Origin of the sequence: Nocardioides caldifontis, assembly GCF_008087345.1 — a bacterium.
Taxonomy (GTDB): Bacteria; Actinomycetota; Actinomycetes; order Propionibacteriales; family Nocardioidaceae; genus Marmoricola_A; species Marmoricola_A caldifontis.
Window position 1 is genome coordinate 1 of sequence record NZ_VHIB01000016.1, and the last position, 21910, is coordinate 21910.

Below are 21910 nucleotides of genomic sequence, written 5' to 3' on the forward strand. Positions count from 1 at the left end.
GCCCTCGGCCCACCGCCGCGGTGCAGCAGTGGCTGGCCGAGCTCGCCCCCGGAGCGCAGGTCACCGTGACGCCGGTGGTCGACCTCGCCGAACGGATCAGCGTCGACGCTCACGAAGCCCCACCCCGACTCAGGGCCCAGATCGACCACCTCGACACCGTCTGCGTGTTCCCCTGGTGCGGCAGCCAGGGCAGGTACGACCTCGACCACATCACCGAATATGCAGATCCCGCGGACGGCGGGCCGCCCGGGCAGACGAACAGCCAGAACCTCGGGAAGCTCTGCAGGTACCACCACCGAGTGAAGACACATACGGCCTGGGCGTACCGGCGAGAACCCGACCGGTCACTCACCTGGACCTCACCCCTGGGCAAGCGATACACCGTCGACCACACCGGCACCCAACGCATCCCCGACCTGCCCTCACCAGGGCCAGCCCCAGGCGCCGACCAGCCCGACTAGCGCGACGGGCACCGACCCGAGCCGAGCCCCGCACTGCAGACAGGCAGTGCGGGCCACCGGCATGCCCGCAACAGCGTCAGCGTGCCAGCCCCGCGCCGGTCCACGCCTCGTCGTCGCTCACGTTCTTGACCACGTCGAGCCAGGGCGGGAGCCGGTCGGACGGCGCGTCGCCGTCGTCGATCTCCGCGACCAGCGTCCCGTCTTCGTGCTCGTCGACAGCAACGGTCCACCCGTCAGCGACCACGACGTGCCGCTTCTTCCGCAACGTCCGGCCGGGAAGGGCCGCCAGCAGGGCCCACTCCTGCTCGTCCAGGTACAGGTTGGTGCACGCGACCTCCCCAGGCCCCGAGGAGAGCCGTACCTTGTGGGTCAGCTTGCGGACGACCGTGCCGTCGCTCTCGCGGACCTCCCGCAGCCGCAGCCGGGTGCCGTCCACGTACCGGTCGACGATCTCCCGGGTGCCGGTCACGCCCTCGGGCAGCCTCGCGACCAGGTAGCGACGTTCACGCTCCACGACGGCGTACTTCAACGCGACCGGCACCGGGCGAGGCTACGCCCACCCAGGAACGCTTGCGCTCGCCCAGGAGCCACGACGTCACAAGGGGCGGCTCATCCGGAGGGCGTGCGCCTCGACGGTCCCGTCGTCGGCGACGAAGTGCGGGAACCGTTCGCGCGCCACGAACCCGCGAGCACGGTAGAACGGCAACCCCAGCTCGTTTCCCTCGGTCACGGTGACCCACTGCTCCGTCGCGCCGGTCTCGCGCTGCTGCGTGGTGACGAAGTCGAGCAACGCGCTGCCGATCCCGCGTCCGCGCAGCGCCAGGTCGAGGTAGAGCACGAGCACCAGGCCGACCGTCGGACCGGCCATCCCTCCCCCGGCGGCACCGACGACCTGGCCGGACGCGGTGACCGCGACGACGTACCCCTGCCACTCGCGCCTGTCCCCGGCGGTGGCGATCTCGCGGCGCACGCGCGCCGGCTCGTAGTACAGCGCCGACTGGCGTCCGATCGTCGCCGGCGACAACAACCCCTCGGACGAGGCGGCGAACCCCTCGCGGCACACGGCGCAGATCGCGTCCTCCTCGCCGATCCGCGCCAGCCGCACCTCGTACGCCGGCACGTCGCCGTCAGCCTCACCCACGGGACGGAAGCCTACGAAGCGATGACAGGTCCGGACTCCCGGCCCTTCACGCCGGGCGCTCGCCGTCCTACCGTCGGACGATGAGCCAGGAAGCGGTGCCACCCTTCCCCGACGACGCCTTCGAGCGGGTGCTGTGCGTGGTCGCCCACCCCGACGACGTGGAGTACGGCACCTCCTCGGCCGTCGCCGCCTGGACCGCCCGCGGCATCGAAGTCTCCTACCTCCTGCTGACCCGCGGCGAGGCCGGGATGGACGGCCTCGCGCCGGACGAGACGGCGGGGCTGCGGATGCAGGAGCAGGTCGCCGGCTCGAACGCCGTGGGGGTCTCGGAGGTCGAGTTCCTGCACCACCCGGACGGCGTCCTCGTCTACTCCCTCGACCTGCGGCGCGACATCGCCCGCGCGATCCGGAAGCGTCGCCCCGACGCGGTGGTCGTCGGCAGCTGGGAGGTCGAGTTCGTGGCCGGGCTCAACCAGGCCGACCACCGCGTCGCGGGGCTCGCCGCCGTCGACGCCGTGCGTGACGCCGGCAACCGCTGGGTGTTCACCGAGCTCACCGACGAGGGGCTCGAGCCGTGGTCGCCCCGGTGGCTGCTGGTGGCCGGCGACGACCGGCCGACCCACGGCGTCGAGGTGACCGGCGAGCCGTTGCAGCGCGGCATCGCATCGCTCGAGGCGCACCGCGAGTACCTCGCCGGCGTCCCCGGCCACCCTCCGCCGCGGCTGATGATCACCGGCATCACCGCGCTGCAGGGGCGCCGGATGGGGGTGCCCCACGCCGTGCTGTTCCGTGCCTTCGACTTCCACGCTCCACCGCCGATCGCGCTCGAGGCGATGCAGCTCGCCGCGGCGGCCACCGCGGACCAGGAGGGCGCCGGCGGTTAGCCCCGGTCGACCAGCCAGCGGCCGAGCAGGGTGCCGTCCTCCTCGAGGAGCACCCCCGCCCGCAGCCGTACGTCGAGCGCGGGCCCGTTCGTGATCCGCGGCAGGTCGTCCGCCAGCAACCGGGGGGTCGTGGTCAGGCAGAGCTCGTCGACCAGACCGGCCGCGAGCAGGTCGGTGAGCAGCCTCGGTCCTCCCTCGGTGAGCAGCTCGCGGAACCCGCGCTCACCGAGCGACCGCACCACGGCCGCGAGGTCGACCTCGTCGTCCCCCTCGACCACCACGTGCTCGTCGGCCAGGGAGCCCAGCGCCGCGTCCCGACCGGCGGCGCAGGTCGCCAGCAGCACGCGGCCGGATGTCGCCGACCGCAGCCCCGGCGGGAGCTCGCCACGACGGCTGACGACGACCAGCGGGCACCCGGCTTCGCCGTACCCCTCCGCACGTGCGGTGCCCGCGCCGACCACCACCGCGTCCGCACGCCGCCGCAACGTGTCGAACACCGCCTTGTCGACGTTGTTGTTGATCGACCCGCTCCGCCCGTCGGGGCCGGTCGCGGCGCCGTCGAGCGTGGAGACCATGTTGGCCCGCAGCCACGGGAGCCGCGGCGGCGCGTAGAGGTCGGCCAGCTCCGCCGGCTCGACCTGCCCCGCCGGTCGGCCGCCGAGCTCGTCGAGGAGCAGCCTCACCACCGCCAGGTCACCACCCAGTACTGCACGCCGTAGGGGTCGCCTGCGTAGGAGACCTCGCCCGGTGTGCCAGGTGGCAGCACCGCCGCCAGCGCGTGGAACGCCTCGGCGTCGTGGCACCAGAGCGACACCGCCAGCTCGGCGTCCACCGCAGCCAGTGTCTCCGTGTCGCCGGAACGGAGCGCCCGTTCGAGCGACTCGTCGAAGGTGGACGAGCGCTCGTCGAGGTGCCCCGGTGCCTTCTCCGACCGTGTCGCCGAGCCGTTCGCGACGGCGAGCACCGCATCGGCGGACGTCACGTCCTCGGTGACCGCCCCCTCGAACCCCACGGACGCCAGCAGGTGCCGGGCGACCCGCAGCCCCGCGGGGGTGGGGATGCCGCGCGAGACGTTGTCCGGCCGGGCGGGCGCGCACACCACGCCCACCGACGCCACGGACGCGAGCGGCGCCACCGCGTCGAGGCAGGCGGCCCGCAGCTCCGCGACCGGGTCGTCGATCCCCGCGTACTCCGGGAGCAGCGCAATTGTCGAGGGCACCAGAACGATCACGCGAGCCCCCGGATCGCCCGCTGCGGAGGTCGTCGGCCGGCGATCGACCAGACCATGTCGACCACCTGGCGCGTCTCCCGCACCTCGTGGACACGATAGATCCGGGCGCCGGCGAGCGCGCAGACCGCGGTCGCCGCGAGTGTCCCCGTGAGCCGCTCCCCCACCGGCAGGTCGAGCGTCTCCCCGACGAAGTCCTTGTTGGACAGCGACACCAGCACCGGCCAGCCGGTGTCGACGAGCTCCCCGAGGCGCCGGGTCACCTCGAGCGAGTGGAAGGTGTTCTTGCCGAAGTCGTGCGCCGGGTCGATGACGATGCTGCGCCGGTCGACCCCGGCGGCCAACGCCCGCTCGGCGTACGCGGTGGTGTCGGCGACCGCCGCGGCCACCACGTCGTCGTACTCCATGCGGAACGGCCTGGTCCGTGGCGTCACACCGCCGGTGTGGGTGCAGACGATCGCCGCGTCGTGCTCCGCAGCGGCGTCGACCAGCGCGGGGTCGGCCCCGCCCCAGGCGTCGTTGAGCACGTCGGCCCCCTCGCTGCACACCGCGCGCCCGACCTCGGCGCGCCAGGTGTCCACGCTGATCACCAGCGACGGGTGCGCGGCCCGGACCCGCGCGACGAACCCCGCGACGCGGCGGAGCTCCTCGGCCACGTCGATCTCGTCCCCCGGCGCGGCCTTGATCCCGCCGATGTCGACCAGGTCGGCGCCCTCCTCGACCACCTGGGTCACGCGCTCCATCGCGCTGTCCTCGGCCCACGTGGCACCGCGGTCGTAGAACGAGTCCGGGGTCCGGTTGACGATCGCCATCATCAGCGTCGCGTCGTCGGCGAACTCCCGCCTGCCCAGCTTGAGGGTCACGCCGCGCTCCCCAGGTACGACGCCGCGGGCGGCCGCTCCGACACCGGCACCTCCCGGACGACCGCACCGAGCCCCACGCCGTCGTGGTGGTACTGCGTCAGCCCGACCGGCTCGTCCACCGGCAGCCCCGCGCGGGCGTGCGCGGCGGCCAGGATCTGCGTCGCCATCGCCCCGAGGTCGCGAAGCGCCTGGTGGCGGTGGGCCCGGCGCCCGAGGTCCACCTGGGCGATCGCCTCGACGCCGGCCGCGGCCACGGTGTCGACGAGGGCGGCGAGCTCGACGGCGTACCCCGTCGGCACCGGCAGCGACGCGAAGTGGTCGCGCCTGACCGCCCACTCGCCCGCCAGCGGCTGGACGAGCCCGGTCAGGGCCGGGAAGAGCAGCGCGAGCAGCGGCCGCGCGACCAGCTCGGTGACCCGGCCGCCCTCGTAGGCGCCGGCGGCCCCTCCGGTCAGCATCGGCCGCTCGTAGAACCCCTTCACGAGCCTGACCGACGGCGAGGTCAGCAGCGGCCCGAGCAGCCCGGGCACGAAGTGGGTGTCCCAGTCCACGAGGTCGGCATCCATGAAGACCAGGAGCTCGCCGGAGGTGACGAAGAGCGACTTCCACATCGCCTCGCCCTTGCCCGGCACGGAGCCGAGGTCCGGACGGATCGCGGCCGAGCGGTGCACGGTCGCGCCCGCGGACTCGGCGACCGCATAGGTGTCGTCGCTCGAGTCGGAGTCGATCACCACCACCTCGTCGAGCAGCTCGGTGGTGTCCATGAGCGCCTCCCGGACCCGCGAGACGACCGCCCCGACGGTGGCCGCCTCGTTGCGGGCCGGCACCACCAGGCTGACGGTCGTGCCGGCCGACGCCTTCAGCGCGACCAGGTCGGCGAGCGACCAGTCGTCCCAGTGGTGGGTGCGGGCGGCGAACCCGTGGTCCGGCGCTGCGGCGTCGTCAGCCACCGAACTGCGGCGCCCGCTTGTCCAGGAAGGCCCGGACGCCCTCGCGCCCGTCGGCGCTGACCGAGCGCTCGCGGATCGACCGGGTCTCGGCCTGCAGGGCCCGCTCCGGCGCCGGGTCGGCGGTCTCGCGGAGCAGCCGCTTGGTCGCGGCGAGCGCCTCGGGAGGACCGGCGAGCAGCCGCTCGACCAGCTTCTCGGCCTCCGGGGCGAGGGCCTCGTCGTCGTGCACCCGGGCGACGAGGCCGGCCTGCTGGGCCTCCTCGGCGGTCAGCACGTCTTCGAGCAGCGCGAGCCGGAGCGCCCGGTGGAGCCCCAGCGAGTGGACCAGCAGGCTGGTGCCGCCGTCGACGCTCAGCCCGATCTTCGAGTAGCCGAGGGTGAACTTCGCCGACCGCCCCGCGAGGACGACGTCGGCCGCGGCCGCCAGTGGGAAGCCCGCCCCGGCCGCGGTGCTGTGCACCACCGACACCACCACGGCGGGCATCCGTTGGAGCTCCGCCACGACCCGGTGCAGGGAGTCGGCGAGGTCGTCGACGTACGCCCCCACGTCGGGCGCGTCCGCGAACGAGCGGATGTCGCCGCCGACGCAGAAGAAGCGGCCGGTGGCGCGGAGGACGACGACACGGGCCTGCTCGCGGCGCGCGCGGGCGACGGCGGCCAGCAGCTCGTCGACGAGCTGCTGGTCGACAGCGTTGCCGCGGTCCCCGTTGGGGAGCGTGATCCAGGCGGCGCCGTCGCGCAGCTCCAGGTCGATCGGAAGGCGGTCACTCATGCGGCACAGCCTCCCAGACGGCCGGAGCCGCCCGGCGAGGTGACCGCACCCCGGGCGCGGCCCCGGCGCGCGCGGGGTCAGCGTGTCCTTACCCGGGCGGAGTGCGACATAGTGGCCCTCATGGCTGGAGATCCTGACGTCCTGAAGCTCCTCAACGAACAGCTCACCAGCGAGCTCACCGCGATCAACCAGTACTTCCTGCACTCGAAGATGCAGGACAACTGGGGGCTCACCGAGCTTGCGGCGTACACCCGCAAGGAGTCGTTCGAGGAGATGCAGCACGCCGAGGCGCTCACCGACCGGATCCTGCTCCTCGACGGGCTGCCGAACTACCAGCGGCTCTTCTCGCTCCGCGTCGGGCAGACGCTCCGCGAGCAGTTCGAGGCCGACCTCGCGATCGAGGTCGAGGTCATCGACCGGCTCCGCCCGGGCATCGCGATGTGCCGGGAGAAGCAGGACCACATCAGCGCGGTGCTGCTCGAGAAGATCCTCGACGACGAGGAGCACCACGTCGACTACCTGCGCACCCAGCTCGAGCTGATGGACAAGATCGGCGAGCAGCTGTACCTCACCCAGTGCATGGCGCGCCCGCCGCAGTGAGGTCGGCGCACTGAGGCGGGCGCAGTGAGGCCGGCGCAGTGAGGCCGGCGCAGTGAGGTCGGCGCAGTGAGGTCGGGGCAGTGAGGCGGGCGGCTTAGCCGCCCGAGGACGGGGTACGTCGGCCAGGAGACACCGACCGACCGACCACCCCGGAGGACCCATGGAGCTGGCCGCACTCGGATTCTGGATCGCGACGGCCACCGGCGGGCTGTACATGATGGGCATCACCCTGCGTCCCGGGCGGGACGAGTCCGCCGCGGTCGAGAGCAACCTGTCGCCGATGCTCGTCTTCGGCCACGGCTCGCTGGCCACCATCGGGCTGGCGCTGTGGGCGGTGCACATGGCGATGGACGAGGCGGTGACCGCCTGGCTCAGCGTGGCGACCCTGGTCCTGGTGCTCGGTGGCGGGACGCTGATGTTCCTGCGCTGGATGAAGGACCGGTCCGGCGGCGGCCCCGAGCTGGTGGACGGGGTGCCGCGGCTCGCCGAGCAGCAGATCCCCTCGACCGTCGTCCACCTGCACGGGGCGCTCGCCGCCGTGACCGTCCTGATGGTGGTCTGGGTGGCGTTCCAGACCCTCTGACGCCGGCTCAGACGTCGGTGATCCGGATCCCGGCGTGCGCCTTGTAACGGCGGTTGATGCTGATCAGGTTCGCGGTCAGCGCCTCGATCTGGTGGGCGTTGCGCAGCCGGCCGCCGTAGAGGCCGCGGACCCCCGGGATCGTGTCGGCCAGCGCCTGCACCAGGTCGGTGGCCTCCCGGTCCTCACCGAGGACGAGCACGTCGGTGTCGACCGACGCGACCTCCGGGTCCTCGAGCACGACCGCGCTCACGCTGTTGAACGCGCAGACGACCCGGCTGTCGGAGAGCAGCGCCGCGGCCTGCTCGCTGGCCGAGCCCTCCTCGACGGGGAGCGCGTAGGCGCCGCGCTTGTCGAAGCCGAGCGGGTTCACGCAGTCGACGACGACCTTCCCCGCCAACGGCTCGGCGAGGCTCTTCAGCAGCTCGCCGTGGCCGTCCCACGGGACCGCGACGACGACCACGTCGCCCGCCGCGGCGGCGCCGGCGTTGTCGGCGCCCGTGACGTCGCCGCCGGTCGCCTCGGCGAGGTCGGCGGCGGTCGCGGAGGCCCGTTCGGCGTCCCGGCTGCCGATCACGACGCGGAGCCCGGCGGCCGCCCACCGTCGGGCCAGCCCTCTCCCCTGGGGGCCGGTGCCTCCGAGGACGGCGACGGTGCGCCCGGTGATCGGGTTCTCGGCTGGCTCGGTCACGGGTGGGTCTCCTTCGATCGGCTGGGCTCAGTCTGGACGGTGCGGGTGGTCGGGCACCGCAGGGTGCGGCGCATGTCACACCCCGCCGTTAGGGTGCCCGACATGATCGACCACCTCGGCATCAACTGCCGCGACCTCTCGAGGTCGGCGGCCTTCTACGACCGGGTCCTCGGAGTCCTCGGCCACGAGCGGCTCCTGGACTTCGGCACCGCCCTCGGTTACGGCTCCGACGGCAAGCCGGACTTCTGGATCGCGGCGTGGGAGGGCGACGAGCCGAACCGCGAGATCCACGTCGCGTTCACCGCGCCGGACGCCGACACCGTGCGCCGCTTCCACGCCGCCGCGCTCGAGATGGGGGCCGAGGAGCTCCACGCGCCGCGGCTGTGGCCGGAGTACCACGACCGCTACTTCGGCGCGTTCGTGCGCGACCCCGACGGCAACAACGTCGAGGCGGTCTGCCACACCGGCGACGGGAGCTGAGCGGGGCGGCCGCGGCTCAGAACGTCTCGAGGTCCTCGATCTTGATCGTGTCGAGGGCCGGCTCCGGCAGCGGGGCCGGGAGGTTCTTCTTGCTCAGCTGCACCTCGGAGTGCGCGCCGCAGCCGTGGTCGATCGAGACGACCCGGCCGTCGTCGTTGGCATAGGCGTTCGCGCAGGCCCCGAACAGCCGGCCCAACGGACCGGCGAGCCGGACGAAGAACCCGCAGGTGCCGCACTGCGCGGGCGCCGACTGGGCGATCGGGGCGTCCGGGCCGTGGGTGCCGTCGTACCACCGCTCGGCCGCGAGGTCGCGCCCCTCGAGGGAGAGCACGCGCGGCCGGCCGAGACCGAGCTCGTCGGCGACCTCCTTGACCGCGTCGGCGTCGACGACCTCGTCGGCGGCGGTGTACGCCGGGGCGAGGCGCGGGTCGTCCTCCTCGGTCGGGAGGAGGTCGCCGGGGCTGAGGTCGCCCGGGCGGATCCGCTCCCGCCACGGCACCCACTCGGGCGCCAGCAGGGCGTCGTCGCCGGGCAGCAGCACGACCTCGTCGACGGTCACGGTCTTCTGTCGCGGTGCGCGGGAAACCGTGACCGACCAGCGCCAGCCGCGGTAGCCGCGGCGGGTGCACTCGAAGAGGTGGGTGACCACCTTGCTCTCCTCGGGCTGCACGCCGAGGTGCTCACCCACGTCCTCCGCGGGGACGAGCTCGAGCAGGGCGGCGCGGGCGGCGTCGACCGCCTCGGCGCCCACCTCGTCGAGCTTGGGTGGCTTGGTCGCACGGATCACCGGGCGATCATCCCAAAGAATCCGCTGTGATCCCAACGCGCCCCGTGGACCGCCCGCCTTCTCGGGGGACCCGTTCGGCAGGATGGGGCCATGCACGTGGAGGAGCCGCCGCAGCCGCCCCCGGAGTGGGGCAGCGCGCGGGGCTCCACCTCCGGTCCCCCCACGGAGGAGGACCCGCCCGCGACGTCCTCGTCGGACGAGGGCCACCGCGCCCGGCGGGCCGGCGCCGCCACGGGCCGCACCCTGCGGCGCACCGGCGCGGGAGGGGCCCGCGCCGCGTCGTACCTCTTCCGTCAGGCGCGCCGTGCCTCGCACGCCGAGGGCGCCGGCCAGAGCGGCCTCTCGCGGATCATCGAGCTCCACGCCTTCAACGCCGCCGGCGACGCGGCCGTGGCGATCAGCCTCGCCGGCACCCTGTTCTTCTCCGTCGGCACGGCGGAGGCGCGGAGCCAGGTCGCGCTGTTCCTGGCGATCACGATGGTGCCGTTCGCGGTCGTCGCCCCGCTGATCGGGCCGGTGCTCGACCGGTTCAGCCACGGCCGGCGCTGGGCGATCGGGCTCACCATGGCCGCCCGCAGCTTCCTCTGCTGGGTGCTCGCCGGGCAGGTGGTCGACGAGTCGATCGGCATGTTCGCCGCGACCCTCGGCGTGCTCGTCGCGTCCAAGGCGTACGGCGTCACGCGGGCCGCCGCCGTGCCGCGCGTCGTTCCCCCGGAGCTCGGGCTGGTCAAGGCGAACTCCCGGATCTCCCTCGCCGGCATCGTCGGGGCCGGCGTCTCGGCGCCGCTCGCCCTGCTGGCCTCCCTCGCCGGCCCGGAGTGGTCGCTGCGCTACGCGTTCCTGGTGTTCGCCGGTGGCACGGTGCTGGCGATCCTGCTGCCGGCCAAGGTCGACGACAGCGCGGGCGAGGAGCAGGCGAGCCTCGCCGGCGGTCCGCGGCGTGCGCGGGTGCCACCCCTGGTCGTGCGGGCGCTGCGGTGCAACGCGGGGCTCCGGCTGCTGTCGGGGTTCCTCACGCTCTTCATGGCGTTCCTGCTGAGGGAGGAGCCGATCCCCGGCTGGGAGGACCGCCCCGAGCTGCTGCTGGGGCTGGTCATCGGCTCCGCCGGGCTCGGGAACTCGATCGGCATCGGGCTCGGCAACGTGCTGCGCAACGTCAAGCCGCAGTTCGTCGTCGTCGTCGTGCTGCTCGCCGACACCGCGGCCGCTCTGACCGCGGCGCTCTTGTACGGGCTCGCCACGGTGCTGGTGCTGGGGCTGGTGGCCGGCGTGAGCCAGGCACTCGGCAAGCTCTCCCTCGACTCGCTGATCCAGAGCGAGGTGCCGTTCCGGACCCGGTCGAGCGCCTTCGCGCGCTCCGAGACCCTGCTCCAGCTCTCGTGGGTGGTCGGCGGCTTCCTCGGCATCGCGTTGCCGCTGGTCCCCCAGGTCGGGCTCGGCGTCGCCGGCGCCCTGCTGCTCGCGATCAGCCTCTGGGTGATCTCGCAGGTGCGCGCGGGGACGCAGGACCCGACGGCCGGCTAGAGCTCGAGCTCGTCGGCGAGCGCGCGGAGCAGCTTCGCCGTGGGCCGGGCCGCCTTCGGGTCGGGGTGGCGCCCGGCGCGGTAGCCACGCTCGAGCCCCTCGAGGAGCCGGATCAGGTCCTCGACGATGTTGACCATGTCGGCGGGCTTCTTGCGCAGCGCCTTGGAGACCGACGGCGGAGCGTCGAGCACGCGCACCTGGAGCGCCTGGTCGCCCTTGCGGCCCTGGGCGACCCCGAACTCCACGCGCATGCCGGGCTTCAAGGCAGGGACACCCTCGGGCAGCGCCGAGGCGCGGACGTAGACGTCACCGCCGTCGTCCTTCGAGAGGAAGCCGAACCCCTTCTCGACGTCGTACCACTTCACCTTGCCCGTTGGCACCGGTGCTCCTCGCCAGTCATGGCCGCGCCGTCGCGACCCCGTGTGTTCGCCGGATCGCCTGATCCGGCCTCCAGCCTAGACAGGTGGTGGCCGGCGCCACCAACCGGTTAGCGGAACCGTTCGGGCTCCGGCAACCGCTCGTTCATCGACCCCGATCGGAAGCCTCGGGGGTCGATCTCGACCGCCTCGAACCCGGCGTCGAGGACCGCCTCGACCACCTCGACCCGGGTGGCCGCCTCCGCGACGACCGCGGGGTCGAGCTCGACCGAGGCCCGGTCGCCGAGGTCGCGGACCCGGAGGTCCCGGCTGCGGAGCCCGGCGGCGTCCAGCGCCCGGCGTACCGCCTCCTCGGCGCGCTCCACCCGGCCGAGCCGGGCCGGCGTGACCTCGAGCCCGTAGGCGATCCGCGAGCTCAGGCACGCGGCGGCGGGCTTGTCCCAGGTCGGCAGCCCCCACCGCTTCGAAAGCGCGCGCACCTGCTCCTTGGTGAGGCCCGCGTCGGCGAGCGGGGTCCGCGCGGTGCGCTCGGCGGCGGCACGGATGCCCGGGCGGAACCCGGCCACGAGGTCGTCGGCGTTGGTGCCGGTGGCGACGTGCGCCAACCCGTGCTCGGCGGCCAGCGGGCGCAGCACGTCGAGGAGCTCGGCCTTGCAGTGGTAGCAGCGGTCGCCGTCGTTGGCGCGGTAGCCGGGCCGTTGCATCTCGGCGGTCCGCGGCGTGAGGTGGCGGACCCCGAGCGACTCGGCGAGCTCGCGGGCCGGGTCGCGCTCCGCGTGCGGCAGCGAGTCGGAGAGCGCGGTGGCCGCCGCGACGTTGTCGGCGCCGAGGGTGCGGACCGCGGCGGCGAGGAGCAGCGCACTGTCGGCACCGCCGCTGAAGGCGACCAGCACCGAGCCCAGCCCGCGGAGCTGCTCCTCCAGCGCCGCCAGCCGGGTCTCGAGCAGGTGCCCGTCGAGCCAGGCGGGGAACTCCTCGAGCGACCCCAGCACCACGTCGGTGCCCGCGTCGCGGAGCTCGGCCTCGGTGCAGCCGCCGGTGAGCACGCTGACGCTGAGGATGCCGGCGGCCCGGGCGCCCTCGACGTCGTGGACGTGGTCACCGACGTAGACCGACGCCCCGTGGGCGGCGAGCACGGGCCCCTTGCCGCGGCCCCACACCTCCCCGACCAGCACGTCGACGTCGAAGTCGAGCGCGTCGAGGTGCAGCCGGGCGTTGGGGGTGTACTTCCCGGTGATCACCAGGCTGCGGCCGCGGTGGCGGCGGACCGCGGCGAGCGCGTCGTGGGCGCCGGCGAACGCCAGCGTCGGGCCGACCGCGGTGCCGGGGTAGAGCGCCCGGAACCGCTGGACCAGCGCGCCGATCTCGTCGACCGAGTGGTCGGGGAGGTACGGGCGCAGCATCAGGTCGAGCGGCGGCCCGAGGCTCTCCACCAGCGCGCCGGTGTCGAAGGTGACCCCGGCCTCCGCGGCCAGCGCGTCGAGGCAAGCGGCGAACCCCGGACGCGTGTCGATCAGCGTCATGTCGAGGTCGAAGCCGACGACCAGGGGAGCCGGTGTGGTCACGCCCCGATCCTACGGAGCAGCGGAGCACGCCCCGGTCCCGTCGGTATCGTGGAGCGGATGCCCTCGACCACGGCGCCCCGCACGCTCGCCGACCAGCTCCGCGGCTGGCCGGACGCGCGGCTCGCCGCGCTGCTCGAGGCCCGGCCCGACCTGGCGAACCCGGCGCCGCAGGACTCCTCCCAGCTCGCCTCGCGGGCGAGCACACGCGCGTCGGTGCTGCGGGCGCTCGACCAGCTGACCCGGCTCGAGCTGGTGGTGCTCGACGCGGCCGTCGTGCTCGGCAGCCGCGCGTCGGTGGCGCAGCTCCACGACGTCGTGCACGCTGCGGCGGAGGAGGTCGACGTCGCCCTCGTCCGGCTGCGCGACCTCGCGCTGCTGTGGGGCGGGGACGACGAGCTGCGGGTGGTCAGCGCCGTGCCTGACACCGTCGGTACGACGGTCAGCCGGCTCGGCCCCCCGGCGGCCCAGCTCCTCGCCGGGTTCGGCCCCGACCGGCTCGCGCAGCTGCTCACCGCCCTGGGCGAGCGCTCGACCGGCGACAAGGGGGCCGACGTCGTCCGGCTGGCCGCCATGCTGGCCGACCACGCGTGCGTCGAGCAGCTGGTCGCCCAGTGCGACGAACCCGCGCGGGCGATGCTCGACCACCTCGAGCGCACCGGCTCGGAAGGTGCCTCGGAGAGCGCCGGCCGCCCCGTGGACGTCCCGTCCGCGACCACCCCGGTGGAGCAGCTGCTCGCGCGCGGGTTGCTGCTGCCGAAGGACCGCAGGCACGTCGTGGTCCCGCGCGAGGTGGGGCTGGTGCTCCGCGGCGGCCGCACCACGCGCGAGGCCGTCGGCACGCCGCCGCCGCTGGTGACGACCGAGCGGAGCGCGCGGCTCGTCGACCAGGCGGCGGCCGGCGCCGCCCACGAGACCGTGCACCGGATCGAGCTGCTCCTGGACCATTGGGGCGCCGAGCCGCCGGCGGTGCTGCGCCAGGGCGGCCTCTCGGTCCGTGACCTGAAGGCGACCGCCGCGCTGCTGCACACCGACGAGCGCCAGGCCGCGCTCCTGGTCGAGGTGGCTGCTGCGGCGGGGCTGCTGGCGAAGGGCGAGACGGTGGAGAGCGACGCGGCGTGGCTCCCGACCGACGCGTTCGACCAGTGGCGCTCCTCGACCGCCGCCCTGCGGTGGGCACGGCTCGTGGTCGCATGGCTGCACAACCCCCGGCTCACCGGGCTGGTCGGCGCGCGGCTGCAGGGCAAGAGCGTCAACGCCCTCGCCCCCGACCTCGAGCGCGGCTGGCTGGTCGACACCCGCCGGGTCGCGCTGTCGGAACTCGCCTCCCTCGACCCGGGGTGCGTGCTCGCCCCGAGCACCGGCGTCCCGTCGCTGGTCGCCCGCCTGCAGTGGCTCAGACCGCGGCGCCCCAGCACCCGGGTCGACGCGGTCGCCTGGGCACTCGAGGAGGCCGCGGCGCTCGGGCTCGTCGGCCTCGGCGGCGTCCCCACCGCCGGCCGGGCCCTGCTCGACGACGGCGTGGAGGCGGCGGCCGCGGCGGTCGAGCCGCTGCTGCCCGCGCCGGTCGACCACGTGCTGCTCCAGGCGGACCTCACCGCGGTCGCGCCCGGCCCGCTCGAGGAAGGGCTGGCGCGTGCCCTCGCGACGGTCGCGCACGTGGAGTCCCGCGGCGGGGCGACGGTCTACCGGTTCACCGAGTCGTCGGTGCGCCACGCCTTCGACGTGGGGTGGACCGCGGCCGAGGTCCGGGAGACGATCCGCCGCGCGGCACGCACCGAGATGCCGCAGCCGCTCGACTACCTCATCGACGACGTGGCCCGGACCTACGGCTCGATCCGGGTCGGGGTCGCGGAGGCGTTCCTGCGCAGCGACGACGAGACGGCGCTGGCGGCGCTGGTCCACGACCCGCGCGCGGCCGGGCTGCGGCTGCGCCGCATCGCCCCGACCGTGCTGATCACCGACGTCCCGGCCGACCTCCTCGTCCCCCGGCTCCGCGAGCTGGGGGTCGCCCCGGTCGTCGAGGGGCCGGACGGCGTCGTCCACCTGTCCCGCAAGGAAGCCCACCGGGCCCGCACTCCCCGCATCGCCGGCCCCGCCCAGGAGGCCGAGTCCGCGGCCCGGCGTACGGCACGGTCGGCGGCGACCGTCACCGCGATCCGCGCCGGCGACCGGGCCAACGCGGTGCGCCCCGCGGCGTCGCCGGCGGCGCGCCAGTCCCCCGCCGCGGCGCTGGCGGTGCTCCGCGAGGCCGCGGAGTCGGGCACCACGGTGTGGATCGGCTACGTCGACAACGACGGGTCGAGCCACGAGCGGGTCGTCGACCCCGAGCGGGTGGAGGGCGGCCGGCTCCGCGCCTACGACCACCGCTCGGAGGAGGTCCGGTCCTTCGCGGTGCACCGGATCAACTCGGTGCGGCCGCTGTCCGGCGCCGACCCGATGGGGTAAGGCTGTCGCATGGGCGACGAGGACTGGACCGAGCGGTTCGCGGCACAGGGCATCGAGGGCTGGTACGTGCGGGAGAGCACCGCCCGCACCGACATCAGCTGCGGGACGTTCACCGCGGCGGGCGAGCTCGCGGCGCGGGTGGCCGCCGCGTGCGACGAGCTCGACCACCACGCGGAGATCGACGTCCGCTACCCCGACGTCCTCCGGGTGACCACGTGGTCGCACGACGTGGGCGGCCTCTCCGAGCGCGACCTCTGGCTCGCGCGTGCGGTCAACCGGCTCTTCGAGGAGCAGCGCACCGAGACCGGGTAAAGAATACTAGACACCATGTCAGTGGTGCTTTACGGTCGTCGATGTCAAAACTTTCTGACATCGGAGGCCGGGATGTCCTACACGGAGAAGGGCACGTGGGTGTACCTCCTCGCGTCGCTGGGCGTCTGGCTCGGCTACGTCGCCTTCCTGCTGCAGCGCCGTGACGGCGGGCCGCTCGACGAGGTGGCGTACGTCGGCCCGCTGCTCTGGTCGGTCGGCATCTCGGTGCTCGCCAGCACCGTGGGGCGGGTCCTGTTCGAGGTCGTCCGGCCGAGCGACTCGCACCTCGCCGACGAGCGCGACAGGGACATCGACCGCCGCGGCGAGCACGTCGCCGGGATCGTGCTGGGCGTCGCCGTGGTCTGCCCGCTGGCGCTCGCCCTCACCGAGGCCGAGCACTTCTGGATCGCCAACGCCATCTACGCCGCCTACGTCCTCTCCGCCGTCGTCGGGTCGTCGGTGAAGCTCGTGGGCTACCGGCGAGGGGTCTGAGGTGAGCCCGAGCCGTCCCACGCGGGTCACCAACCGCATCCGCACCCTGCGCTTCGCCCGCGGCGAGATGACGCAGGCCGAGCTGGCCGAGCGGATCGGCGTGACCCGCCAGACCGTCATCGCCGTCGAGCAGGGGAAGTACTCCCCCTCGCTCGAGATGGCGTTCCGGATCGCGCGAGCGCTCGAGGTGCCGCTCGACGACGTCTTCCAGTACCCCGACGACTGACGAGCGCCCAGGAGGCCTCATGGAGCCGAGCCGACCACGCACGATGACCGCGGTCACCTACGACCGCTACGGACCGCCCGAGGTGCTCCACCCGGCGGAGCTCCCGGTTCCCGAGGTCGCTCCCGGCCACGTCCTCCTCGAGGTGGCGGCGGTCGCCGTCTCCTCGGCGGAGGCGGCGATGCGGGCCGCGGACCCGCCGGTCGCGCGGCTGGCGACCGGCCTCCGCCGCCCTCGCGTCCGCGTTCCGGGCAGCGAGCTCTCCGGACGGGTCGTCGAGGTCGCTCCCGACGTGACCGACCTCCGCGTCGGCGACCGCGTGGTCACGGCCACCGGAGTCCGGGCCGGCGGCTACGCGGAGTACGTCGCCGTCCCCGCGGCCGCCACGGCACCGGTCCCCGACGGGGTCGACCTGGTCGACGCCGTCGCAGTGGTCGAGGGCGGCCTCACCGCCCTCCCCTTCCTCCGTGACCACGGCGCCGTGGGCGAGGGCATCCGGCTCCTCGTCATCGGCGCGGCCGGCTCCGTCGGGTCGTCTGCCGTGCAGCTCGGCGCCGACCTCGGTGCCGTCGTCACCGGCGTGTGCAGCACCGACCACGTCGACCTGGCCCGCACCCTCGGCGCGGTCGAGGTGGTCGACCGGACCCTGGTCGCGCTGCCGGAGTGGCCCGGCCCCCACGACGTCGTGCTCGACGCGGTGGGCGCGGCGTCGTTCCGCCGGTGCCGGCGACTGCTCGCCGCCGACGGCATCTACCTGACGACCGTTCCCGACGTGGACGCGCTCGTGCGCACCCCGCTGGCCCGCCGAGGCCACGGGAAGCGGGCCGCACTGGCCTTCACCGGGCTGCGGCGCGACGAGGCGAAGGTCGCCGACATGCGGCACCTCCTCCAGCTCGCCGCGGAAGGGCGGCTCCGGCCCGTGGTCGACCGGCGGATGCCGCTCCGCGAGGCGGCCGCCGCGCACCGCCACGTCGAGACGCGCCGCAAGACCGGCTCGCTCCTGCTGGTGCCGTGACGCCGTCGCTCAGCCGAGCGACCGCCGCATCACCACCCGCGGGAACCCTCCCGAGACGGCGTCGGTGTCCGCGGCCTTGATGAACCCCGCGGCCTCGAAGAGCGACCGCGTGCCGACGTACGCCATCGTCAGGTCGACCTTCTGCCCCTGGTTCTCGACCGGGTACCCCTCGACCGCGGGCGCGCCCTTCGACGCCGCGTACTCCGCGGCGCCACGGACCAGCGCGTGCGCGACACCCTTGCCCCGGTGGCCGGGACGGACCTTGACGCACCAGAGCGACCACACGGGGAGGTCGTCGACGTGCGGGATCTTGCGCGACTTCGCGAAGGGCAGCTCGGAGCGCGGCGCGACGGCGGCCCACCCCACGACCGTGTCGTCCTCGTAGGCGAGGACGCCCGGCGCGACGTCGCGCTCGCAGAGCATCCTGACGTGCTCGCGGCGGGCCGGGCCGACCAGCTCCCGGTTGGTCCGCGAGTCCAGCCGGTGGCTCAGGCACCAGCACACGTTGGCAGCAGGGTTCTTCGGACCGAGCATCGTCGCGACGTCGTCGAACCGGTCCGCCGTGGCCGGGAGCACGTCGAAGGTCACGTGCCCACGCTAGCCCTTGCGCCGGTCGGGACCAGGTGGTTCTCTATAAGTCAAACCTTATGAAGGAGGACGGATGGCGACGATCGACATCGACCCGGTGGCGACAGCGGGGCTGGTGACCCGTGAGGTGCGCAGCGGCAGCCGCGACGGCACCCCGACGCGGATCGCGGTGGCCCGCCGCAGCTACCCCACGGACCAGTCGGACCTGTGGTCCGCGCTGACCGACGCCGCACGGATCCCCCGCTGGTTCCTCCCGATCAGCGGGGACCTCGAGCCGGGCGGCCGCTACCAGCTGGAGGGCAACGCCGGCGGGACGATCGAGCGCTGCGAGGCGCCCGCGCTGCTGGGCGTGACGTGGGAGTACGGCGAGATGGTCTCGTGGCTCGAGGTCACCCTCCACCCCGACGGCGACCGGACGGTCCTCGAGCTCGTCCACGAGGCACCGGTCGACCCGGAGATGTGGCAGCAGTTCGGCCCGGGCGCCGTCGGCGTCGGCTGGGACCTCGCGCTGATGGGGCTCGGGGTGCACCTCGACACCGGCGCCCCGATCGACCCCGAGGCCGGCGCGGGCTACGCGGTCACCCCCGAGGGCACGGAGCTCGTCCGGCACGCTGCGCACGGATGGGCCGAGGCGGCGATCGCGGACGGCGACGACGCGACGGCCGCGCGCGAGGCGGCCAACCGAGCGGTCGCCTTCTACACGACCGTGCCCGAGGACGCCCCCGAGGCGTAGTGGACGGGATCTTCCACGCGCTCGGCGAGCCGGTCCGCCGCCACCTGCTCGAGCTGCTCTCGGCCGGCGAGCAGCCGGCGGGGGCGCTGGTGGCGGCGGCGCAGGAGCGCGCGCCGATCTCGCAGCCCGCCGTGTCGCAGCACCTCAAGGTGCTCCGCGAGGCCGGGCTGGTCACGGTCCGCGCCGAGGGGACGAGACGGTTCTACGCGCTCGACCCCGACGGGCTCCAGGTGGCGCTGGCCTGGCTGGCAGGGCTCGCCGACCCGCTGGCCCCCTTCGCCCAGCCGCTCGACGCCCTGGCCACGGAGGTCGCGCGCGGGCGCCGGACCCGCCGCGCCGGGAAGGAGGAGCCACCGCAGGGCTCCGGACGACGGCCGGCCTGAGCGCCGTACCCTGCCGCCATGCAGCCGCCGCCGATCGAGCCGGACACCAAGGACTGGACCACGACCATCACCGACGGGTGTGCCGAGTGCGGCTTCGACCCGGCGTACGACGTGACCCGCACCGGTGAGCGGCTACGGGCCACCGTCCCCGGCTACGCCGCGGCCCTCGCCCGCCCGGACGCCACCGAGCGGCCGGCACCGACGGTCTGGTCGCCGCTGGAGTACGCCGCGCACGTCCGCGACGTCTTCCGGCTGTTCCAGCAGCGGCTGACCCTGATGCTGGAGCAGGACGACCCGCTCTTCGCCAACTGGGACCAGGACGAGACCGCGGTCGCGGAGAGGTACTGGGAGCAGGACCCGGCCACGGTCGCCGACGAGCTCGCGCAGGCCGCCGCTGCGTCGGCGGCCGCGTTCGACCAGGTCCGGGACGACCAGTGGGAGCGGACCGGGCGGCGCAGCAACGGCTCGGCCTTCACCGTGCGCACGCTCGCGGTCTACTTCCTCCACGACGTCGAGCACCACCTGGCGGACCTCCGCCGCTGAGCACGTCAGCGCTCGACGAGCGGCGTGGACGCGGGCGAGCCACCGGTGACTCCTTGGATTCCCATCCTCAGGGGACGAGCACCAGCCGCACCCCTGCGTCCTGCGCCTGCTGCACCCGCCAGGCGTCGGCGACCTCCGACAGGGGCCGAGCGTCGTGGGCGACCGCGACCGCACCGTCCTCGGCGTGCCGGAGCAGCGCGGTGAGCGCCTCCCGCCGCTGGGCGGGGGTCAGCGCGTTGTTGGTGTAGCCGCGCAGGTCGAGAGACCCGCTGCGCAGCATCGCCGAGGAGAACGTCGCCCGGTCGCCGGCCGAGCCACCGAGGTTCACCAGCCGCCCTGCCGGCGAGAGCACCCGCGCCGCGGCGGACGCCGGGGTGCCGAAGACCGGGTCAACGACGACGTCGGCCGTCCCGCCCAGTGCCGCCTCGAACCGCGCGGCCAGCTGCCCCTCGTCGTCGGTCAGCAGCACGACCCGGTCGGCGCCGGCGGCGCGGGCGCGGTCGGCCGACGCCTCGGAGCGGCACGCGGCGACGACCCGCGCGGCCCCGAGCGCCCGGGCCGCGCCGACCGCGACCTGGCCCACGGCGCCCCCGGCGCCGAGCACCAGCACGGTCTCCCCCGCGCGGAACCCGCCGCGCCAGGTCAGCGCCATCCACGCGGCGACGGCCGAGAGCCCGAGGGCGGCGACGGCCACGTCGTCGACGCTCGTGGTGAGCGGGACGAGGTCGTCGTCGACCACGAGGCACCGCTCGGCGAGGCTGCCGTCGCACGGCTTCATCCCGGCCGAGGTCGCGAACCACACCCGCGTGCCGGGCTCCAGCACCTCGGAGCGCTCCGCCACGCCGACGCCCTGCACCCCCGGCACGTACGGCGTCCGGGGCACGCCGAAGTACGAGCTCCCGGACGCGCACAGCAGGTCGAGGGGCACGACCGGCGCGGCGGTCACCCGGACGACGGTGCTGCCCTCGGCGGGGAGCGGCGTCGGGTGCTCGGCGTACTCCGGCGGGGTCCCGGCGGTGCGGACGACGGCGGCGTGCACCGGCTGCTCCTCAGGTGGCGATGTCGGGGTAGGGAAGGGTGAGGTGCTCCATCGCCTTGCCGTACGCCTTCTGGTACTCCAGCGGCCCGTGGTCGCGCTCGAAGCAGGCGATGAAGAGCGTGAGCGTCAGGAAGGGGTGGGCGCCCATCTCGAAGAGGGCGACGTGGTCGTGCTCACGGAGGGCCCTCCGCTCGTCCTCCGTGAACGCGAGCCACGTCGACTTCTCGTCAGTCGTACAATTCAGGATGCGGTTGGCCATCTCGGCCTCCCACCACGCCACCGTGCCGGCCGGGTCCTCGCGGTAGCGCTCGACGAGCTCGGGGTCGCGGTCGACGGTGTAGAGGAACTTGTCGAGCAGGTACTTGCTCACGCCGGCGCTCCTTCCGGGTACCACGTGAAGTAGGCCTCCATCGTGTGGAACAGGTCGAGGGAGTCGACGTGGTCGGCCTTCTGTCCCTCGCCGGCGACGCCCATCATCAGCATGAAGTCCATGAACCCGTGGGTGGCGTTGCCGGGCTGGTGAAGCGACTCGAGCGAGACCTCGGAGAGGCACCCCTCGATGTCGCCGGTGGCGATCCACTCCACGGCCTTGCGGTCGAACTCGGGGTCGGGGCCGTGCTCGCCGAACTGGCGGGGGCCGCCGAGCTCGAGCGAGAGGTGGCCGGTCCCGACGATCGCCACGCGCTTGTCCTCCGGCCACGCCTCGACCATCTCGCGGATCGCCTTGCCCAGCTGGACGAACCGCTTCGGCTGCGGCAGCGGCGGCGCGAAGATGTTGGTGTAGATCGGCACGATCGGCAGGTCGGCCTCAGGGCGCAGCGTGATGATCGGGCAGGTGATGCTGTGGTCGATCCGCAGCTCGTTGCTGAACGCCAGGTCGAAGTCCGCGTCGAGACCGCTGCGCAGGATGTGGGCCGCCAGCTCCTCCTCGCCGTCGAGGGTCATCCGTGGCAGCCCGAACTCGCGCTCCTCGTTGTACCAATTGGCGTCGAACTTCGGCGCCTTGCCGACGAGGAACTGCGGCATGTTGTCCAACCACAGCTGGTGGAAGTGGTCGCTGCCGACCATCACGAGGACGTCGGGCTCGGCGCGGGTCAGCGTCTCGCGGAACGTCTCGATCTTGCTCACCCACTCGTCCGCGAACGGCGGGCGGTCCTTACCCGTCGCCGTGCTGGCGCGGTAGTAGAACGGGTGGTGGGTCGATGCGATGACCGCGGCGACTGTGGCCATGGCG

28 protein-coding genes and 1 pseudogene are annotated in these 21910 nt (G+C 74.1%); 14 read left to right on the plus strand and 15 right to left on the minus strand.

The window, feature by feature from the left end; translation table 11 throughout:
- Positions 1-461, plus strand: a pseudogene (locus FIP57_RS23425) (hypothetical protein); the annotation flags it as partial.
- Positions 462-537: 76 nt separating this feature from the next.
- On the opposite strand, the gene FIP57_RS20945 reads toward FIP57_RS23425, so the two are convergent.
- On the minus strand, positions 538-1002 hold the full coding sequence (locus FIP57_RS20945; protein WP_148575512.1) for a CYTH domain-containing protein: 465 nt from the start codon (positions 1000-1002) through the stop codon (positions 538-540).
- Between the two features lie 54 nt (positions 1003-1056).
- A complete protein-coding gene (locus tag FIP57_RS20950) occupies positions 1057-1602 on the minus strand; it encodes a GNAT family N-acetyltransferase (protein ID WP_162529909.1) in 546 nt (181 codons plus the stop codon).
- Positions 1603-1682: 80 nt separating this feature from the next.
- Between FIP57_RS20950 and FIP57_RS20955 the strand changes: the two genes are divergently transcribed.
- Positions 1683-2486, plus strand: coding sequence for a PIG-L deacetylase family protein (locus FIP57_RS20955; RefSeq protein WP_148575514.1), 804 nt, complete (start codon positions 1683-1685; stop codon positions 2484-2486).
- Here FIP57_RS20955 and FIP57_RS20960 read toward each other — a convergent pair.
- Genes FIP57_RS20960 through FIP57_RS20980 form a run of 5 tightly spaced genes read right to left on the minus strand, consistent with a single transcriptional unit; the run spans position 2483 to position 6299 of the window.
- A complete protein-coding gene (locus tag FIP57_RS20960; RefSeq protein WP_238993647.1) occupies positions 2483-3172 on the minus strand; it encodes a dihydrofolate reductase family protein in 690 nt (229 codons plus the stop codon). The genes FIP57_RS20955 and FIP57_RS20960 overlap by 4 nt on opposite strands.
- The gene (locus FIP57_RS20965) at positions 3166-3717 is read right to left on the minus strand and encodes a class III extradiol ring-cleavage dioxygenase family protein (RefSeq protein WP_148575516.1); all 552 of its coding nucleotides are present in this window, start codon (positions 3715-3717) and stop codon (positions 3166-3168) included. The genes FIP57_RS20960 and FIP57_RS20965 overlap by 7 nt, the downstream gene beginning before the upstream one ends.
- A complete protein-coding gene (gene folP / locus FIP57_RS20970; protein ID WP_238993648.1) occupies positions 3714-4577 on the minus strand; it encodes a dihydropteroate synthase in 864 nt (287 codons plus the stop codon). The genes FIP57_RS20965 and folP overlap by 4 nt, the downstream gene beginning before the upstream one ends.
- Positions 4574-5527, minus strand: coding sequence for a glucosyl-3-phosphoglycerate synthase (locus FIP57_RS20975; protein ID WP_148575517.1), 954 nt, complete (start codon positions 5525-5527; stop codon positions 4574-4576). Before FIP57_RS20975 ends, folP begins: the two co-directional genes overlap by 4 nt.
- Positions 5520-6299, minus strand: a complete 780-nt coding sequence (locus FIP57_RS20980; protein ID WP_148575518.1) for an enoyl-CoA hydratase/isomerase family protein — start codon at positions 6297-6299, stop codon at positions 5520-5522. The genes FIP57_RS20975 and FIP57_RS20980 overlap by 8 nt, the downstream gene beginning before the upstream one ends.
- 120 nt (positions 6300-6419) lie before the next feature.
- Here FIP57_RS20980 and bfr point away from each other — a divergent pair, with 120 nt between their 5' ends.
- Together bfr and FIP57_RS20990 are read left to right on the plus strand one after the other, a co-directional pair.
- On the plus strand, positions 6420-6899 hold the full coding sequence (bfr, locus tag FIP57_RS20985; protein ID WP_148575519.1) for a bacterioferritin: 480 nt from the start codon (positions 6420-6422) through the stop codon (positions 6897-6899).
- A 160-nt stretch (positions 6900-7059) separates the two neighbouring features.
- Positions 7060-7482, plus strand: a complete 423-nt coding sequence (locus FIP57_RS20990; RefSeq protein WP_148575520.1) for a hypothetical protein — start codon at positions 7060-7062, stop codon at positions 7480-7482.
- A gap of 7 nt (positions 7483-7489) precedes the next feature.
- Here FIP57_RS20990 and npdG read toward each other — a convergent pair whose 3' ends face one another.
- Complete coding sequence (gene npdG / locus FIP57_RS20995) at positions 7490-8170, minus strand: NADPH-dependent F420 reductase (RefSeq protein WP_148575521.1); 681 nt, start codon at positions 8168-8170, stop codon at positions 7490-7492.
- Positions 8171-8272: 102 nt separating this feature from the next.
- Here npdG and FIP57_RS21000 point away from each other — a divergent pair, with 102 nt between their 5' ends.
- Positions 8273-8650 (plus strand): VOC family protein, encoded by a 378-nt coding sequence (locus tag FIP57_RS21000; RefSeq protein WP_148575522.1) that lies wholly within the window; start codon positions 8273-8275, stop codon positions 8648-8650.
- A gap of 16 nt (positions 8651-8666) precedes the next feature.
- On the opposite strand, the gene FIP57_RS21005 is transcribed toward FIP57_RS21000, so the two are convergent.
- On the minus strand, positions 8667-9434 hold the full coding sequence (locus tag FIP57_RS21005; protein ID WP_420846720.1) for a DUF3027 domain-containing protein: 768 nt from the start codon (positions 9432-9434) through the stop codon (positions 8667-8669).
- 93 nt (positions 9435-9527) lie between these two features.
- Between FIP57_RS21005 and FIP57_RS21010 the strand changes: the two genes are divergently transcribed.
- Positions 9528-10961, plus strand: coding sequence for an MFS transporter (locus FIP57_RS21010; RefSeq protein ID WP_148575523.1), 1434 nt, complete (start codon positions 9528-9530; stop codon positions 10959-10961).
- On the opposite strand, the gene FIP57_RS21015 is transcribed toward FIP57_RS21010, so the two are convergent.
- Positions 10958-11341: a cold-shock protein gene (locus FIP57_RS21015; protein WP_148575524.1), complete on the minus strand. Its 384-nt coding sequence runs from the start codon at positions 11339-11341 to the stop codon at positions 10958-10960. The genes FIP57_RS21010 and FIP57_RS21015 overlap by 4 nt on opposite strands.
- A gap of 107 nt (positions 11342-11448) precedes the next feature.
- Positions 11449-12903 carry an ATP-dependent sacrificial sulfur transferase LarE gene (gene larE, locus FIP57_RS21020; protein ID WP_238993650.1) on the minus strand — a complete coding sequence of 485 codons (1455 nt, stop codon included), beginning with the start codon at positions 12901-12903 and terminating at the stop codon, positions 11449-11451.
- A gap of 57 nt (positions 12904-12960) precedes the next feature.
- Between larE and FIP57_RS21025 the strand changes: the two genes are divergently transcribed.
- The 5 genes from FIP57_RS21025 (at position 12961) to FIP57_RS21045 (ending at position 17390) form a co-directional block, all read left to right on the plus strand.
- Positions 12961-15348, plus strand: coding sequence for a helicase C-terminal domain-containing protein (locus FIP57_RS21025; RefSeq protein ID WP_148575525.1), 2388 nt, complete (start codon positions 12961-12963; stop codon positions 15346-15348).
- Between the two features lie 9 nt (positions 15349-15357).
- Complete coding sequence (locus tag FIP57_RS21030) at positions 15358-15660, plus strand: 4a-hydroxytetrahydrobiopterin dehydratase (protein ID WP_148575526.1); 303 nt, start codon at positions 15358-15360, stop codon at positions 15658-15660.
- A gap of 72 nt (positions 15661-15732) precedes the next feature.
- Positions 15733-16152: a hypothetical protein gene (locus FIP57_RS21035; RefSeq protein WP_148575527.1), complete on the plus strand. Its 420-nt coding sequence runs from the start codon at positions 15733-15735 to the stop codon at positions 16150-16152.
- A 1-nt stretch (position 16153) separates the two neighbouring features.
- A complete protein-coding gene (locus FIP57_RS21040) occupies positions 16154-16378 on the plus strand; it encodes a helix-turn-helix transcriptional regulator (RefSeq protein WP_203231386.1) in 225 nt (74 codons plus the stop codon).
- A gap of 19 nt (positions 16379-16397) precedes the next feature.
- Positions 16398-17390, plus strand: a complete 993-nt coding sequence (locus FIP57_RS21045) for an NAD(P)-dependent alcohol dehydrogenase (RefSeq protein WP_148575528.1) — start codon at positions 16398-16400, stop codon at positions 17388-17390.
- Between the two features lie 9 nt (positions 17391-17399).
- Here FIP57_RS21045 and FIP57_RS21050 read toward each other — a convergent pair whose 3' ends face one another.
- Positions 17400-17978 (minus strand): GNAT family N-acetyltransferase, encoded by a 579-nt coding sequence (locus tag FIP57_RS21050; protein WP_203231387.1) that lies wholly within the window; start codon positions 17976-17978, stop codon positions 17400-17402.
- Positions 17979-18051: 73 nt separating this feature from the next.
- Here FIP57_RS21050 and FIP57_RS21055 point away from each other — a divergent pair, with 73 nt between their 5' ends.
- From FIP57_RS21055 to FIP57_RS21065, 3 genes are read left to right on the plus strand one after another with little or no spacing between them, the layout of a single operon-like run.
- Positions 18052-18711, plus strand: a complete 660-nt coding sequence (locus FIP57_RS21055) for an SRPBCC family protein (RefSeq protein ID WP_148575529.1) — start codon at positions 18052-18054, stop codon at positions 18709-18711.
- Positions 18711-19094: an ArsR/SmtB family transcription factor gene (locus FIP57_RS21060; protein WP_238993651.1), complete on the plus strand. Its 384-nt coding sequence runs from the start codon at positions 18711-18713 to the stop codon at positions 19092-19094. The genes FIP57_RS21055 and FIP57_RS21060 overlap by 1 nt, the downstream gene beginning before the upstream one ends.
- Before the next feature lie 18 nt (positions 19095-19112).
- Positions 19113-19637, plus strand: a complete 525-nt coding sequence (locus FIP57_RS21065) for a DinB family protein (RefSeq protein ID WP_148575531.1) — start codon at positions 19113-19115, stop codon at positions 19635-19637.
- Between the two features lie 67 nt (positions 19638-19704).
- On the opposite strand, the gene FIP57_RS21070 is transcribed toward FIP57_RS21065, so the two are convergent.
- Genes FIP57_RS21070 through FIP57_RS21080 form a run of 3 tightly spaced genes read right to left on the minus strand, consistent with a single transcriptional unit; the run spans position 19705 to position 21906 of the window.
- Entirely contained in the window at positions 19705-20676 is a 972-nt protein-coding gene (locus FIP57_RS21070; RefSeq protein WP_148575532.1) for a quinone oxidoreductase family protein, read from the minus strand.
- Between the two features lie 10 nt (positions 20677-20686).
- Positions 20687-21046 (minus strand): hypothetical protein, encoded by a 360-nt coding sequence (locus tag FIP57_RS21075; RefSeq protein ID WP_148575533.1) that lies wholly within the window; start codon positions 21044-21046, stop codon positions 20687-20689.
- Entirely contained in the window at positions 21043-21906 is an 864-nt protein-coding gene (locus tag FIP57_RS21080; RefSeq protein ID WP_148575534.1) for a DODA-type extradiol aromatic ring-opening family dioxygenase, read from the minus strand. The genes FIP57_RS21075 and FIP57_RS21080 overlap by 4 nt, the downstream gene beginning before the upstream one ends.
- Between the last annotated feature and the right edge of the window lie 4 nt (positions 21907-21910).

Bases quoted from the DNA above. Each gene is read 5' to 3' on its own strand.
- FIP57_RS20955 (WP_148575514.1), top strand. From the start codon at position 1,683: ATGAGCCAGGAAGCGGTGCCACCCTTCCCCGACGACGCCTTCGAGCGG.
- FIP57_RS20980 (WP_148575518.1), bottom strand. From the start codon at position 6,299: ATGAGTGACCGCCTTCCGATCGACCTGGAGCTGCGCGACGGCGCCGCC.
- bfr (WP_148575519.1), top strand. From the start codon at position 6,420: ATGGCTGGAGATCCTGACGTCCTGAAGCTCCTCAACGAACAGCTCACC.
- FIP57_RS20990 (WP_148575520.1), top strand. From the start codon at position 7,060: ATGGAGCTGGCCGCACTCGGATTCTGGATCGCGACGGCCACCGGCGGG.
- FIP57_RS21000 (WP_148575522.1), top strand. From the start codon at position 8,273: ATGATCGACCACCTCGGCATCAACTGCCGCGACCTCTCGAGGTCGGCG.
- FIP57_RS21010 (WP_148575523.1), top strand. From the start codon at position 9,528: ATGCACGTGGAGGAGCCGCCGCAGCCGCCCCCGGAGTGGGGCAGCGCG.
- FIP57_RS21025 (WP_148575525.1), top strand. From the start codon at position 12,961: ATGCCCTCGACCACGGCGCCCCGCACGCTCGCCGACCAGCTCCGCGGC.
- FIP57_RS21030 (WP_148575526.1), top strand. From the start codon at position 15,358: ATGGGCGACGAGGACTGGACCGAGCGGTTCGCGGCACAGGGCATCGAG.
- FIP57_RS21035 (WP_148575527.1), top strand. From the start codon at position 15,733: ATGTCCTACACGGAGAAGGGCACGTGGGTGTACCTCCTCGCGTCGCTG.
- FIP57_RS21045 (WP_148575528.1), top strand. From the start codon at position 16,398: ATGGAGCCGAGCCGACCACGCACGATGACCGCGGTCACCTACGACCGC.
- FIP57_RS21055 (WP_148575529.1), top strand. From the start codon at position 18,052: ATGGCGACGATCGACATCGACCCGGTGGCGACAGCGGGGCTGGTGACC.
- FIP57_RS21065 (WP_148575531.1), top strand. From the start codon at position 19,113: ATGCAGCCGCCGCCGATCGAGCCGGACACCAAGGACTGGACCACGACC.
- FIP57_RS21080 (WP_148575534.1), bottom strand. From the start codon at position 21,906: ATGGCCACAGTCGCCGCGGTCATCGCATCGACCCACCACCCGTTCTAC.